Origin of the sequence: Metallosphaera sp. D4-4 (assembly GCF_046245145.1) — an archaeon.
Taxonomy (GTDB): Archaea; Thermoproteota; Thermoprotei_A; order Sulfolobales; family Sulfolobaceae; genus Metallosphaera; species Metallosphaera sedula.
In genome coordinates, this window is sequence record NZ_CP176412.1 from 124,766 (window position 1) to 139,505 (window position 14,740).

The window sequence follows — 14,740 nt, forward strand, 5'->3', positions numbered from 1 at the left end:
ATAATAAAAGCCATATCGAACTATAGAATTTATGGGCAAATGGGAAGGCTTCTTCTCAAATGAAACCAAGGGGCTTAAGTCCTCAGAGATAAGGGACTTACTAAAGCTCACCGAGGGAAAAAGTGTAATAAGTTTCGCTGGTGGTTTACCTGATCCCTCCACTTTCCCGGTAGAGGACATAAAAAAGATAACAGATGAGATACTTGAAACTAAGTCCTCGTCTGCACTACAATATACCGCAACAGCAGGAGTTGCGGAGCTTAGGAAACAGTTAGTATCTTTCTCGGGACTTAGGGGAATCACTGGGATAAGTGAAAATAATATTTTCGTGAGCGTGGGGAGTCAGGAGGCCCTCTTCATCCTATTTAATGTCCTCGTAGATCCAGGAGATAACGTGATTGTGGAGAAACCCACTTATCTTACCGCCCTCAATGTCCTTCGTACCAGGAAGCCCCAATTTCATGGAGTCACCGTCACAGATAAGGGTCCTGATCTACACGCTCTCGAGTCCCAGCTAAAGAAGCTGAAATCGGAAGGGAAGAGGATTAAACTCATGTATGTTATTCCCACAGCTCAGAACCCTGCTGGCACGACAATGTACCTGGATGATAGGAAGTATCTTATGGAACTTGCCTCCTCATATGACTTCTTGGTAGTGGAGGATGATGCGTACGGATTTCTGGTGTTCGAGGGAGATAACCCTCCCCCTCTCAAGGCATTAGACAAGGAGGGTAGAGTAATCTATCTTGGTACCTTTAGCAAGATCCTATCTCCAGGTCTTAGATTAGGATGGATAGTGGCCGACGAAGAAATAATAAGGGAAGTGGAGCTCTTCAAGCAAAACGTGGACCTTCACACGCCTTCATTGAACCAGTTTATAGCTGCAGAGGCCATAAGGAGGGGGGTAATACAATCTAACTTGCCCAAAACCAAGGCCCTCTACAAACAGAAGAGGGACTACATGATACAGGCAATGGACAAGTACTTCCCATCTGTAGTGAAGAGAACTAAGCCTGTGGGTGGAATGTTCGTGTTCACTTGGTTACCTGAGAAGTTCAATACCACTCAACTACTGCAAGAGGCTATGTTAAAGGGAGTGGCCTACGTGCCAGGTAATAGCTTCTATTACGACTATAGTGGGGCAAATACCATGCGAATAAACTTCAGTTTCCCCAGTAAGGAGGAGATAGAGAAGGGTATAGAAATCTTAGGTAATCTAATAAAATCTAAGCTATGAATTTCTGTTTAACTTTTTCATACTTACTATTATTCCAGGTTTCGAAGTAGGTATTGATGCAATTATATTGTCAGATTTCCCAACGAAGTTTTTCAATAATTTCTCGCTCTCTTTACTGTCTAGATGCTTAAAGGCGTCCTTTCTCACAAACGGGTACACCATTTCACTAGATCGAGGAGTCAAGGGTGGCCATGAATTCATAAACTTTGGAACAATGATTTTACCGCCTGGACTAATGAGCTTCTCTGCTAGGTGTCTGGCCCATCCCCTAATGGTGGAGACAACAACGTAATCCCATGTTCTCTCTAACGCGGCACTTCTCTTAGACGAGGTATCATCGTCCTCAATTATTGCAAGGTCACTCACCAAATCTGCGAGGATCCTAGTGAGCAAACCATTGCCAATAGCGAGAACCGAACCGCCCCTAACTTTTTCCCTTATTTCGAGGGCCATGGAGACGAAGGGAAGCAGTAGGGCTCTCTCGTCCATTCCTTCAGGCAGGCTCACTAGGGCGTCCGCCGGTATTACAGCTCTTTCCGCTAATACACCATGAATCTCAGTCCCAATACCGCCAAAGGCCTTAGAGAAGGGAGTGACTAAAACTAATTTCCCTATGAGGGATTCATCAACATCAACTCCAACATCCCTCACTCTTCCTAAACCCACTCCTCCGAGAATAGTACCCGGTCTAACCCAAATTAGGCCTAGATATATCCCATTTTCAATTCCGTCTATGAGTGCTTCCTCAGTAGATATCTCTACAAAATTTCTGCTCACAGGTATTTCAGGCACTTCAGCTTCAATAATACCTTGGTTGAATACTATCGATTTCATTTAGGACAAAAGCAGTGATGAAGTTAATAGAATTAAAGTTAAACTACGTCTGAATGCGTGCTGTTCACAACATAAGTAAAGAGTGTAGGGAGAAAATAGTAGCACTTCTCCTGGAAAAGAGGAGTAAAAGTGAATTAGCTAGGGATTTGGGAGTATCTCCGGCCTCTATTGTCAAGTTTTACAAGGGGAGAACCCACGCAAGCGACTTGACGATATTAAGGGCGTTGAGCATTGCCGATGAGGAGGAGAAGAAGTATATAGCTCGTCTCATCGTGGATGATCTAGCTGAAAGCTTGCTGGACCTGCTATCAGAGAACCAGGACCTGCAATCGGAAAAACTGGATCTCTTGAAAAAGGTTCTGGATGAAAGGGATAAAAGAAAGATCTTAACTTCTCTTGGCCTCGTATAACGGGCATGTAATGCAGAAGTGGGGGTATTTCTCTACCACCACATGTTTTATGTTGTCACTTCCAGCTTCAACGTATTCCGAGCTTAAACCTATCCTTTCCGGTTCACTTACATTCCACGCATTACATCTCCCGTTTATTGAGTGTCTGCAGGTTTTAGACTTCCATACACCTTGCACTTGTGCTACCCTTAACCACGATACGAAGTCCCAGAGCCTCTGCATATCCTCCTTAATCTTTTGGACGTTGTCGCTCTCCTGGTCTTGATGAAGTTTTAACTGTTCTTCGAGCTTCTTTATATCTAGTTCTATATCTGTGGGTGATATCAACATAATACTTGGCTTAAGATTATCCTCTACACTCATAATTACCTCATTCTCATAATATCCTTTTTAAGGCAGAATGCATAATAGTTCCTCGTGGCATGTGATGGTTAAGGAGCTCTATAGAGAGAGAATAAAGGTGCTAACTGACCTTTGGGGAAACATTCTAGATAACTGGGAAAACATGGACAGGAATTCACTTTTATCTCTGGTTCAGGAAGTTTACGAGAAAAATAATATAAGGCCATTTAGAGGCTTCAAGTCCACTAACCTTTACGAGAAGGAGCTCATTAGTATATTCGTAGTAGGGAAAGATGGGCTAGGGCTTTATGATGATTATAGACCGGTATTTGATAAGCTCCTCCCTCTTGAGGAAAAGTTCTACGAGGTGTCCAGGGCCATAATGGAGAAAGGTGCAGAGGAGGCCTATGCGCTTGCAGGGAACGACAAGGATGTATTGGCTAGGGCACTGAGGCTTATCTTCACGGAGGTTATCTTCTCGTTTTCTGACGAGACCAAGTTATTACAGGCCCTGAGGGTATTGGACTCTTCTCCCAATGACGCCATAAAGCATACAGCAAAGAGCTTTTCTAGATTCTATACAGCCTTCAAGCTAGCGGAGAGCTTAGCTGAGGGCCTGATAAGGGATAAAATGAATTACATAGCAATGAAAAAAGCCTTTGCCATAAGTTTAGGTATAGAGTATCCGTTGCCTAAATCGAGTTACGTAGCATTAATATCTAAAGAAGTCTTCAACGTTAGTCCAAAACTAATACGTAAAGTTCTAGAGGTTTCTGTTCAACCATAGATCTTTTTAAACAATGGTTGAATGATAATTAGGTATGCAAAATTTATCATCAACACAAAGGGAGATACTCTTAGCGTTAATTGAGCTCTATAATAGGCAAAAGAAAATGATCAAAAGCAAGGAAGTTGCCGACATGATAAGTAAGGACGAAGGTACTGTTAGAAATATCATTCTAAGCCTGAAGGTCCTTGGACTGGTGGACTCTAAGCCAGGTCCAAATGGAGGATACTTGCCAACATTGAAGGCCTACGAGTTCGTAAAGAACCCGACTATATTGCCAATACTAGATAAGTTAAGTCTCTATCGTGGAAACGTGGAAACCGATGTTAAAGTGGAAAACATTGAACTCCTGGACATAACTAATCCCTCAGGGAATAGGGTCATCCTGAAAATCTCAGGAGATCCCAGGAAGATCAGGCCGGGTGATAGCGTTAGGGTGGGACCAACGCCTTACAGCAGGCTTGTTATAGAGGGTGTTGTGCTCAATGCAGAGGAAGAACGTAGGGAAATTATCATTGATGTAAAGAGAATGATAAGCATCCCAAAGGAAAAGGTAAAGAACATAATAGGGAAGAGGCTCGTCTCCTTGAAACCTAACATGTCTTTAAGGGATGCCTCGAGGATACTTCACAAGGAGGGGATAAGGGGAGCCCCTGTTCTAGACGAGTCAGGGAACGTCATAGGGATAATTACAACTGCAGACTTAATGAGGGCATTTTATGAGGGTAACTTCGACGCAACGGTCTCAGATTACATGAAGAGAGATGTGATAACCATAAAGGAGGAGGATGATATAATGGAGGCCGTTAAAAAGATGGTGACATATAATGTCGGAAGATTAGTGGTTATGGATGCCATTAACAGGGTCACAGGAATGGTCACGAGAACTGATATTCTGAAATCCATCGCTGGACTAGAGGGGTTATGGTCCATCTGAGGGAAAGATGCGGGATATTATACAAGAATAGATTCATTGAGATAGCGAATATTTCCTATTTTGATGATGAATTTCTAATGGATCCTGTAGAGTTATACAAGTACTTAGACGGACTACAGGCAATAGTTCACTCCCACGAAGAAATGTGTTACCCCAGCGGAAAGGATATGGAAAACATGCGAATGTGGAGGGTTCCGTGGATCATAGTGGGGCCAGATTGTATTAAGGGATTCTTACTCACTGACAGTGGTGTAGCTGAGATCGACATTGATTCCCTTCTCCCTAAGGAATTGAAGAACCTTATCATGCATCTTTCTTAAGAACTCTCTCTTATCGCTGGCCAATACTATATCACTATATTCCTTGGCAAGTATTTGATGTGCGAAGGGGCTTGGTATCGGGTTAGGCCCTATTACCTTGACCCTGATATCTCCTGTAATTATCCTCTCCAGAATCCATTTCGCACTATGGATATCCATGTAATCCTCCAGAATTTCCCTAAGAGTCTCCTTGAGCACTGGAAAATTGGGTATCTCCTTCACCACGTTTAACAGGACTTCAGAATTAATCTGCCTTCTGTCTATACTGGTCTCTCTCCCCTTATACCTCTTGAGAAGCATTAGGGACCTTTCGGCAGTGTGTCTGAACCTTCGTTTAACCATCTCCGTTCTCAGGACTATGTCTCCTAGGAGGTCGTAAACCTCCTCAGGGTTAATCTCCATTAGGGCCTTGGCAATGTCATAGTCCCTCTTTTCACCTATGGTTAAAACGAAGCCATTGTCGGTTATGGATGTCCTAACGTCCATGTTGAGATCCGACCCGAGCTTCCAGGCTATTATTCTTGAAAGCGCATCCAGGGCTCTTCTCCCAAAGAGAGCGTGAAATATGAAGTTCCTTCTATCTTCCTCATCGTCGTAAATCTCAACAAGTAAGTTTTTGTCGTCAGGCACATATCCTTCAGTGAATAGGTACTCCTCCAGAATGTAAGTGTAAATGGACCTGGCAGCCGATTTGGAGACATCAAGGTAGTTCTCTATATGGGTCACTATCTCATCCTGTGACTTACCGTCTCGAATCATTTGGGCTATCTTTCCTCGAAATGATGCAATTTCCATGGCCGATTCTATGGCAAGGGGCAACATTTCTGAAAACCAGCTCGGGACTGTAGGCCTCTGTCCCTCGGCGGGCTTTACAATGACCCTGTTTCCCTTGGAAAGAAGGAACTCGTAGGTTCTTCCACCCAGTATGAAGATATCGCCAGGGGATAGGATTTCCACGAACTCCTCTTCGAGGTTTCCTACGTACTTATTTCCCTCCGTGAAAACAGGTATCAGGGATTCCTCTGGAATTGTTCCGCTGTTCATGTAGAAGATCATCCTGCCACCCCTTTTGGGCCTAATTCCCTTATCCCCCATCCTTATCTTAGGGTATACGTTTTTGCTATCAAGTCCAAACTTTCCCAAAAGATAATCAACTACGGAATCAAATTCCTCCCTAGTTAGGTTGGAAAAGGAATAGGATCTCCTTATTGTAGAGTATAGCTTCTCTATCTCCTGTTCACCCATTAGGGATGACGCCAGTATTAGCTGAACCAGGACATCGAGGGGCTTTCTGGGTATGTGAACGTTATCTATCTTTTTCTCTCTCGCCAGTTTAGTTAAGATGGCACATTCAACTAAGTCGTCCCTGTCAACCACTATTACTCTTCCCTTGCTTACCTGCCTTATGTGATGACCTGCTCTCCCTATTCTCTGGAGTAACCTACTGACACTCTTAGGACTACTCAGGAGAAGGACAAGGTCAATATATCCAATATCTATTCCTAACTCCAAGCTGGTTGACGATACAACAACCTTTAGCTCTCCATTCTTCAATTTGTTCTCAATCTCTAGCCTGACATCTCTGCTAAGACTACTGTGATGGGCACCGATTAGGTCAGCGTCGAATAGTTTCTCCTCCTCCACCATCTTTCTTATTCTATATGATACTCTTTCTGCAGCACTTCTAGTGTTAGTGAAGATAAGGGTAGTCCTATGCTTCTTGATTTCATCCAATATAGTTCTATATATACCCCTGCTCACCTCCTCCTCTGAGGAGTGAATAAGGTCCCTCACGGGAGAAATTACCCTTAGGTCCATCCCCTTCAGAAATCTCGCATCCACTATCTTGCAATCCCTGTCCCCTACTAGGAATTTCGCTACCTCCTCTAGGGGAGAGATTGTGGCGCTTAGACCTATTCTGACTGGAGGTGCACTACTTAGGAACGACTCAAAGAGCTCAAGGAAACCGGAGAGATAGGCACCCCTTTTGCTTCCAGCCAACTCGTGGATTTCGTCTACAACTATCCACTTAACATCCTTGAGCTTTTGACTAAACTTGGGGGATGCAAGGGATATTGCAAATGATTCCGGCGTGGTAATTAGAATGTGGGGTGGCCTTCTGAGCATTTTTTGCTTCTCGTTGGGCGAGGTATCGCTAGTTCTCACCGCTACTCTTATCTCCTGAGGTAAAGTTACTCTAGTTTTTATCTCTTCTAGTGGAATAAAAAGATTTTTATACATGTCATTGTTTAAAGCCCTCAAGGGAGAAATATATATGGCATACACCTTGTCTTCTAGGGCGTTATTCTCTGCAAGTTCAAGGAGAGAATCAAGAATGCCCACAAATGCCGCCATAGTTTTCCCGCTACCCGTAGGGCTAGAAATAAGGACGTTTTGATTTGCCTTTATTGTTGGTATCGAGGCCTTTTGCGGGGGAGTAAAGGATCCATATTTCTCCCTGAACCACTCCGCAACATATGGTCTTAGGAGCCTAAAGACTTCTTCGTCACTGAACTGTTTTGCTAGAGAAATCATTCAGTCTACTTCAAAGCGACCTAGAAAAAAAGTTGAGTTCTAAAGCTCTCTTTTGAAAGTTGCGACAGTGAACAGATACCCCATGGAGTAATAAAGGAGCCAAAGACCGGTTACTGGGGCTCCGTGCATAAGATAGATAATGGAGGATGTCAAGAACAAAATGCCAAAAAGAATTACTGGGTACTGGATCCATGTATCTACTTTGACTCCCTTAGGAGTGACAACGTATTTCCTGTTCTTCCTTAGACCAGATAGAAGCCCGACTAGAATAAAGGGCGAAATGGCCACAGTGTAAGATGAAACCTTTCCTAAGGCCCTCATAGCCTCCACAAGTTTGTATCCTTTTCCCAATGCAGTCTTTATGAAATTGTACCCATAAATCGAAAGCGAAAGAATCCAGATGAGGATTATGGGAGTTCTCAGATAGTCGTAAACGTGATTTAGTCCCAATAAGGACATTAATGCTAGTCCCAAAGCTGCTAAAAATGTCAGGCCTATGGGAACGTACTGAAGAAGGAAAATTAGAATGTCAATCTTCTGCTTTAAGGATATATTTCTGCTCATTATCTCCTTAAATCTCCTGGTTAAAACCTCTATACTTCCCATGGCCCACCTAGTTTGTTGCACGTAAAATGCCACGAGATTATCTGGGACTTCTACGTAGACCGGAGAGGTAGAAGAGCAAATCCTTCTCCCATTCTTAATGAGCCTAGCCCCTATTTCTAGGTCGTCTTGGATCATTGAGGGATCCCATGGTCCTACCGATTCGATTGCATCTCTCTTGAACATTGTTCCGCAACCCACGGGGAAGATCCTGAGATTACTGTTGTCCCTTCCGTTCAGAAGGGCCGTATCTGCAATAACGGTTGAGATCATTATTCCCTTGGCGAGAGTAGAATATGGCTTCTGTGAATATCCAATCCAGTTCATGGTTACAGCATCGCATCCGTGTATTCTTAACCTATTGAACGCCTTTATCAGTGAGGTTTTCTCTAACCTGGCATCTACATCGAGGGTAATTATTAGGTCTCCGCTAGATAAGGAGTATGCATAGGCTAAAGCCCCACTCTTGTAACCTACCCTTTTCTCTCTTCTAACGATCTTGACTTTGAGCCCTTGTGGTATCGAGATTTTTCTGATGAGATTTTCAAAATACTCTGGAGAGTCATCGGAAACTACAATGATCTCAAGCTTGTTTTTATCCCATTCTACTGTAGCTAAATTATCCAGCAAGCCCTGAAGCGTATCTGGCTTTTCTCCCTTAATAGGGACCAAAACTGAAAGGGAAGGTAATTCCTCGGCGAAGAGTGGCTCTAGACTATCCCTAAATTTCATGCCATTACGAAACAATATGTATTGGTAAAGCAAAAGGAAGCTAGGAATAATAAATATGACAGTAGTCAGAATTGCTTGTATCAATGTATTCATTGTAGTTTTACTCTATCCTTGGGGATAATAAAATCATATAGATGTCTACTGCTCTTGGGAGGTAGTCTGGTCTCCTTGCTTGCTATTTTCAGTATTATCTCCTTGGACAGATTAGGTGGTTTATATCCTTCGCTAGGATTTCTCTCCACTTGTACCCCAAATCTCCTTAAACTCTGTTCTATGAGCTCAAGTTTCCAGTACGCCTCAAAATGAGATCTAGAGCAGATTTTGGACTCGATCTGAATACATACGTCCCCCTCGGATTCCATCGATTTTAGATACAATTTGCTTACGCTGTTCAGGGTTAATTTTCTATACCAAATCCCAACACTAATCCTAGGATCTAGATAATCCACGTAGTATATTGGTATTCTTTTGTGTCCAAGGGCTGAGAGAGCCTCCCACCTGTGATGTCCGTCAATTATTAACAGCGTCCTATGGTCAACTATTATGGGGACTACAGATCTGGTCTCCCTTATCGAAATAATGGTTTCAGCGAGTCTGTTCTTCAGGATATCCTCATGAGGTTTCAGGTCCCTGGGATCCACGTAGTCTAGCGTAATACTCGCAGCAGTCATTAAGTACACAAGTGTCACATTTAGGTTTAATTGCTTTGCATGTAGCTCTACCGTGAGTAATGAGTAGTAGATGTGCCCTCAACCTGAGATTATCTGAAACTTCTCTCCAGAACGAACTTACCTTGTCATAGTTTCCATCAACACCAAGCCTTTTCGAAATCCTGAAGATATGTGTGTCTATGGGGAACACTGGATAATCTCTGCAAGTTATTAATAAGACGTCTGCAGTCTTCTTCCCAACGCCTGGGAGCTCCACCAATTTCTCCCTAGCCTTTGGTAACCCTAGGTCAAGTACCTTATTGATATCTCCACCATATTCATTCAAAATTTTCATTGATACTTCCTTAATCACCTTAGTCTTGTTATTGTGAAGGCCGACCTTTCTAATGCATCTCTTTATCACCTCTGGATCGGCTCTACTAAGCCCTTCGGCAGTTATTCCAACCTCTTTATCCAGTTCCTCGTACGCTTTCTTGGCTCCCTTATCTGTGGTATTCTGGGTCAAAATGGTCGCTATAAGGACCTTGAAAGGATCCCTAGTTTTCTCCCATATTTCCATCGCTAGGAAATCCTCAGATTTAATCTTGTAGGCTCTATCTAACCTACTTACAATCTCCTTTCCTTCACACTTCAAAAGGTTCTCGAGAGTAATTTCAGGCCTTCGGCTTATAAGTGCTCTTAGATTAACTCAGATACTGATGTATGAACTAAAATTGGTGTTAGAGGCAATTTCGGACGGCGCATTAAATCCTGGAGAGGTAGTGGTAAAGACTGGGTTACCAAGATATGAAGTGCTGGCAATATTCCATGTCTTGGAGGGAATCGGACTTGTTGAAACCATTTACTCTAAGGGATCCCATAAGGTGTACAGGTTAACCGATAAGGGAAAGGAAGTGCTCGAGGGTCTTGAAAAAGGAGAAATATTGGAAGTTAGAACAAAGGCTCAATCTTTAGAGGCGTAAAAGATATATACTGGATTTCTTGCGATGAACGCTCTGTATTTTCCTAGTCTTTCTGCTTTACTTACAAATATCTGAATTACATCAAACTCATGAAAATTTTCCTCTAGGGCTTTGGAGATTTCTCCTAAGGACTCCAGCGTGAAAGCGTTAATAACTATCCTACCTCCCTTCCTTAAAAGGGAGTGAGCAAGTTTCACGGTTCCACAAATGTTTTGAGTTCCTCCTATGAAAACAGAATCAAACACTTCTCTAGCTGAAAAGAAGGGAAATTCAGCTTGGACAAAATCCACGTTATTGGCAAGCTTTCTGCCTGGAGATCTCGAAATGTACTCCTTGAGATCCAAGGAGACAACGTAACATCCAAACCTATCCAGGTCAACTGCGATGGCCCCAGTACCAGTTCCGACTTCAAGGACCCTACATCCTGGAAAGACTTTCAATTTTGAAATAGATACCGCTCTTATTTCCTGTCTCGTTGGCCCAGGAATATCTGACTCGAAAAAACTATCATCAATGAGTGGGAACATTATCACTCAATGAAATATTGGCCGTTAGCATTTATTATTAGGGGACCTGTTACAGTTACATTTCCCACTAAACTGGAGAGGGATATCATTGTGCCAGCTGACAGCTCTTGATTGGTTTTAATGATCTTTCCATCAACTATTATGCTTTCGATATAAACATTTATTTTACCGTAATTAAACAGAAATATATCATTTGAAAAGTTTCCTATTTTGATAATCCTTATCTTCATCTCTGTGGAGAGGATTTCATTATTTATGACCGAGTTCACAGTGCTCTTTTGCGTGGAGCTAATCTGATGATAGAAATACATTAGTGGACCACTCATGGCCAAAACTATCAGTGCAACGATTAATGTTGAAAAAATTTCTGAAACTGCTTTAGATATGGCTCTACTCATTGGCTCACCGCCAGCACATTAGAGACAGTATCGTATAGTTGTCCATTAGGGCTCTGTGCCACCACAATGACGGAATAGTAGTCCCCTGGGATAATGTTTGATACTTGGGATATGTTCTGAATTTCCTGTCCAGGCTCTATCACGGCATTTACAGGTATTTCTTGGCTAGTATTATTCCCTACTATTTTGATATATTCAACATGAAGTGCAACATTTCCTTGATTCTTTAGGGTATATTGTAGGAACCCTATGTTTGAGGAGGAGAGAAGATCATATTGTGTATATAGATTCTCATTAGTTGACAGATTGCTGAATAATCCCTTACTGTATCCATAGAGTAGCCCCCCTAAAGCTAGCGTTATGGAAATGATCAGGATAGTACCCAGGATAGAGGAGACCCCTTTTTTCTGTTTCAGGTCGGATCACCTAATCTAGTGTCAAGATATTAATCCTGGAGGGAGGATTGAAAGTAATATCGATATTAACGTCACAGAGACGTATACCACAGGATTTAGGAAGGTAAATTTACTTAGCTTAGTGTATAACAGGCTTAATGTCAAGCTATAACCTAAATTCAATAGGCCTAGAGTGGAAGAAGAGAAACCAGAAATTGTTTCAATTGAAGTAGTGGAAAACCAGAAAAGTACGGGAGTAATAAGCGCAAGAATATTGAACGTACTCAGTTCTCTTTGTAGCTTAGTCCTGGATAATGTGATCGAATATATCATGTCGCTCAGTTCCTGGAGCACCCTGACTCCTTCTCCACCCTTCCTGTCTAGGATGTTCAATAGCTCCACGATAAACTTTACCTGTTCGTTCTGAATAGATCCAAAATAGATATTGTTTCCCATCCCAATCTGTTTCTTCACGTTATCAAAGAACTTTACAGTTGGTTTGTGTAGGCCTAGTTCATCGAAATTTATTCTTTGAATAGATGCCCTAATTCCATATCCGAGCTTAGTGAAATCGCCTATCTCTCTTAATATGGTTGGAAAATCGGCGAGAATACTCTCATCTCTCTTAATTACTAGGTAGGAAGGAAAGAGAATCAGCTGAGTTGCAAGGAACGTTATGCCTACTCTGAGCAATAGATTGAATGGTAGAGCCAATAGTGCAGTGGACAGAAGTAAACCAACCAATTGTAATTTTCCAATTTTAACATGGATACCCATGTTAGGTTGGGACACGGATATCCATAGGTAAATGAGAGGCGCAAATAGTAACGGTATTAAAAGAATCTCACCATTATTATTGCTAGATAATCCCTGAAACCCTATGGCTACTAGGGGGACTAAGAGGAAGATGGAGAAAATGACTTCAACTATCTCGGAGGCCTTTGAAACATAGTTGTTGAAGGACTCCCTTATGTTTCCTAGCAAGTCATTAATGAACTCCAGCGACCTTTGACCCATGGTTACGCCTAAAAATTGGCCTGAAAGCGAAGACGAGTATAACTTTACTATTAAGCCAGTTCTGAGATTCTTTATTCTCCTCTGAATTCCATCGAGAAATGATTTACCATGAAATATGCCATACCTCTGTATAATTTCAAACTCTTTCCTGAAGGCAATGAACAAGGAACTCTGGTTTACATCGTTGAATGTTTCGTAAAGCCCCTTTCCCAGTGACGCATTGAGATATAGAAGAATTGAAAATGGAAGTAGCTCTAGATTTAACCTGGATAAATATTCCATCTTGGAGGCTAGTATATAGATAACAGGAAGTAAATAAACTAGAACTGGTATAATTAATAGGGGAACAAAGTATATCCCCATGTGCCATACTAGTATTCCAATGAGAGGCAATGAAATTAAAAAGATTAAGAATGATCTATTTGAAAGATTTTCCACTCTTGAGATACTTCCTCCATACACTTCAATGTTCTGCCTTATGAGCCTGAGGAACAAGTTAAAGGGATGAATCGTTGATAATAGCGGGAAATATCTTGTCCTGTCTAAGAACTCAAGGAACCTGCCCATCCTTAGGGTAATATTCTTTAATTCAAATCGTACTTTGGACATTTAGACCCCTCTCCCTGTAGAATTTGGCTATCTCTGCTTGAATCATCTCGTTGTCTGCAATGTTCTCAGCTATCAATTTCTCTATCACATTTTTCCTTCTCTCCAGTTCGTCAAGGATATCGGACTTGCTTAACCCATACGAATCCGAGATAAACTTTAATTTAGTGGAAATTTTTAATAGCTCACTGAAATTATTTGGCTTATATATTTTATCCTTGAACGACCACCACACTATTTTTCTGAATTTAGTCTTGCCGTTGATCTTTTGCGTCTCATATATTGCATTTATAGCCTTAATTATTCTACCGTTTTCATCGACTCTCCTTCCCACTAGAATGAAGCCCCACACATTATTCAGGAACATTATGGCAAGCTCCTTAGGAAGCAAGCTTACAATCCTAGTTACGACGTCACTGGGTTTACCCCCATGAAAAGTGCTTAGTGACGCGTGACCCGAGGATGAGGCGTGAATGAGGGTCTCAATCTCCTTCCCCCTTACTTCACCTATGATCAGGTAGTCTGGCCTATATCTTAAGGCCAATCTTGATAGCTCACCAATGGTGACGTCATACGTCGAGACTAGGGATTGCCTTGAAAAGAATCTTATCCAATTTTTCCCACTAAGGTTAAGCTCAGGCGTATCCTCAATACTTAGGATCTTTGCGTCTGGATTAGCGAAGTTTAGCAAGGCATTCAGAAATGTGGTTTTCCCTGAACCTGTGGACCCCACTATCAGATAAAAGGGTTTGTAATCTAGCAAGAACCATAGATAGGATGCAATCTCGACGCTGAGAGAGTTACCCTTAATCAGCTTAATTAGGGATATGGGAGACACAGGGAATTTCCTTATATCGAATGTGGAACCTGGGTTCGAGATCTCATTGGATACGGTGGCAGCAACCCTGTGACCTTCTGGGAGAGAAAATTCGAGATAGGGTCTAGCAATATTAACGGATTTACTTGATTTTATTGCAAGTTTTTCTATGATCCTAAGTATATCTTCCTCCTTGGGCAAAACTATGTTGGTGTATAACCTCATATAATTGGAATATTTTCTATGAATTACGGTAAGCGGTAAGCCTGGACCCATACACTCAATTTCCTCCACCTCAGGATCCATCACAGGCACAGTTATTTCATCATAAAGTATTCTCTTTTTAAATATATTCAGTATCTTTTCATTTAATTCTGGAGATATATTTTTCGTTTTCAGTATTTCCAGTAGTTTATTCTCCGCGTCTGAGACGGATGTTGAGGAAAAGTAAATCTCATCCATTATGGAGGATATGGCCGATGACTCCTCACGGGAAATCCTTGGATCCTCAACAATGTAGAGTCCCTGTCCATCCTCGTCGATGATGGAAACCTTACTTCCCATTACACTATATTCCTCAAGGAGTGTTCTGCTCATCAAGGATAGTCGT

At 41.9% G+C, this 14,740-nt stretch carries 17 protein-coding genes; 6 read left to right on the forward strand and 11 right to left on the reverse strand.

Annotated features, from left to right (window positions below; all coding sequences use genetic code 11):
- Positions 1–31 precede the first annotated feature (31 nt).
- Complete coding sequence (locus ACI49J_RS00785) at positions 32–1,237, forward strand: PLP-dependent aminotransferase family protein (RefSeq protein WP_240253629.1); 1,206 nt, start codon at positions 32–34, stop codon at positions 1,235–1,237.
- On the opposite strand, the gene ACI49J_RS00790 is transcribed toward ACI49J_RS00785, so the two are convergent.
- On the reverse strand, positions 1,232–2,071 hold the full coding sequence (locus tag ACI49J_RS00790) for an alcohol dehydrogenase (protein ID WP_240253631.1): 840 nt from the start codon (positions 2,069–2,071) through the stop codon (positions 1,232–1,234). The genes ACI49J_RS00785 and ACI49J_RS00790 overlap by 6 nt on opposite strands.
- 53 nt (positions 2,072–2,124) lie before the next feature.
- On the opposite strand from ACI49J_RS00790, the gene ACI49J_RS00795 reads away from it, so the two are divergent.
- Positions 2,125–2,481 (forward strand): hypothetical protein, encoded by a 357-nt coding sequence (locus ACI49J_RS00795; protein ID WP_240253633.1) that lies wholly within the window; start codon positions 2,125–2,127, stop codon positions 2,479–2,481.
- On the opposite strand, the gene ACI49J_RS00800 is transcribed toward ACI49J_RS00795, so the two are convergent.
- Entirely contained in the window at positions 2,458–2,844 is a 387-nt protein-coding gene (locus ACI49J_RS00800; protein WP_240253634.1) for a hypothetical protein, read from the reverse strand. The two genes, ACI49J_RS00795 and ACI49J_RS00800, sit on opposite strands and share 24 nt — an antisense overlap.
- Before the next feature lie 64 nt (positions 2,845–2,908).
- Here ACI49J_RS00800 and ACI49J_RS00805 point away from each other — a divergent pair, with 64 nt between their 5' ends.
- From ACI49J_RS00805 to ACI49J_RS00815, 3 genes are read left to right on the forward strand one after another with little or no spacing between them, the layout of a single operon-like run.
- Positions 2,909–3,610, forward strand: a complete 702-nt coding sequence (locus tag ACI49J_RS00805) for a DUF2192 domain-containing protein (protein ID WP_048060185.1) — start codon at positions 2,909–2,911, stop codon at positions 3,608–3,610.
- A gap of 34 nt (positions 3,611–3,644) precedes the next feature.
- The gene (locus ACI49J_RS00810) at positions 3,645–4,547 is read left to right on the forward strand and encodes a CBS domain-containing protein (RefSeq protein ID WP_240253636.1); all 903 of its coding nucleotides are present in this window, start codon (positions 3,645–3,647) and stop codon (positions 4,545–4,547) included.
- Entirely contained in the window at positions 4,535–4,867 is a 333-nt protein-coding gene (locus ACI49J_RS00815; RefSeq protein ID WP_240253638.1) for a hypothetical protein, read from the forward strand. Before ACI49J_RS00810 ends, ACI49J_RS00815 begins: the two co-directional genes overlap by 13 nt.
- On the opposite strand, the gene ACI49J_RS00820 is transcribed toward ACI49J_RS00815, so the two are convergent.
- From ACI49J_RS00820 to nth, 4 genes are read right to left on the reverse strand one after another with little or no spacing between them, the layout of a single operon-like run.
- Positions 4,781–7,399 carry an ATP-dependent helicase gene (locus ACI49J_RS00820; RefSeq protein ID WP_404809770.1) on the reverse strand — a complete coding sequence of 873 codons (2,619 nt, stop codon included), beginning with the start codon at positions 7,397–7,399 and terminating at the stop codon, positions 4,781–4,783. The genes ACI49J_RS00815 and ACI49J_RS00820 overlap by 87 nt on opposite strands.
- 42 nt (positions 7,400–7,441) lie before the next feature.
- Positions 7,442–8,830 carry a glycosyltransferase family 2 protein gene (locus tag ACI49J_RS00825; protein WP_240253642.1) on the reverse strand — a complete coding sequence of 463 codons (1,389 nt, stop codon included), beginning with the start codon at positions 8,828–8,830 and terminating at the stop codon, positions 7,442–7,444.
- On the reverse strand, positions 8,827–9,408 hold the full coding sequence (locus ACI49J_RS00830; protein ID WP_240253644.1) for a ParB N-terminal domain-containing protein: 582 nt from the start codon (positions 9,406–9,408) through the stop codon (positions 8,827–8,829). The genes ACI49J_RS00825 and ACI49J_RS00830 overlap by 4 nt, the downstream gene beginning before the upstream one ends.
- Positions 9,350–10,042 carry an endonuclease III gene (gene nth, locus ACI49J_RS00835; protein WP_240253646.1) on the reverse strand — a complete coding sequence of 231 codons (693 nt, stop codon included), beginning with the start codon at positions 10,040–10,042 and terminating at the stop codon, positions 9,350–9,352. Before nth ends, ACI49J_RS00830 begins: the two co-directional genes overlap by 59 nt.
- 64 nt (positions 10,043–10,106) lie before the next feature.
- Here nth and ACI49J_RS00840 point away from each other — a divergent pair, with 64 nt between their 5' ends.
- Positions 10,107–10,370: a hypothetical protein gene (locus tag ACI49J_RS00840; RefSeq protein ID WP_012022035.1), complete on the forward strand. Its 264-nt coding sequence runs from the start codon at positions 10,107–10,109 to the stop codon at positions 10,368–10,370.
- Here ACI49J_RS00840 and ACI49J_RS00845 read toward each other — a convergent pair.
- The 5 genes from ACI49J_RS00845 to ACI49J_RS00865 are packed head-to-tail and all read right to left on the reverse strand — an operon-like array spanning position 10,352 to position 14,727.
- Positions 10,352–10,897 (reverse strand): methyltransferase domain-containing protein, encoded by a 546-nt coding sequence (locus ACI49J_RS00845; RefSeq protein WP_240253878.1) that lies wholly within the window; start codon positions 10,895–10,897, stop codon positions 10,352–10,354. The genes ACI49J_RS00840 and ACI49J_RS00845 overlap by 19 nt on opposite strands.
- Positions 10,898–10,899: 2 nt before the next feature.
- Complete coding sequence (gene upsB, locus ACI49J_RS00850) at positions 10,900–11,295, reverse strand: pilin subunit UpsB (RefSeq protein WP_240253647.1); 396 nt, start codon at positions 11,293–11,295, stop codon at positions 10,900–10,902.
- The gene (upsA, locus tag ACI49J_RS00855) at positions 11,292–11,711 is read right to left on the reverse strand and encodes a pilin subunit UpsA (protein WP_080512781.1); all 420 of its coding nucleotides are present in this window, start codon (positions 11,709–11,711) and stop codon (positions 11,292–11,294) included. The genes upsB and upsA overlap by 4 nt, the downstream gene beginning before the upstream one ends.
- A 21-nt stretch (positions 11,712–11,732) precedes the next feature.
- Complete coding sequence (gene upsF / locus ACI49J_RS00860) at positions 11,733–13,316, reverse strand: membrane pilin protein UpsF (RefSeq protein WP_240253649.1); 1,584 nt, start codon at positions 13,314–13,316, stop codon at positions 11,733–11,735.
- Positions 13,297–14,727 (reverse strand): type II/IV secretion system ATPase subunit, encoded by a 1,431-nt coding sequence (locus ACI49J_RS00865; protein WP_240253650.1) that lies wholly within the window; start codon positions 14,725–14,727, stop codon positions 13,297–13,299. Before ACI49J_RS00865 ends, upsF begins: the two co-directional genes overlap by 20 nt.
- Positions 14,728–14,740: the final 13 nt, after the last annotated feature.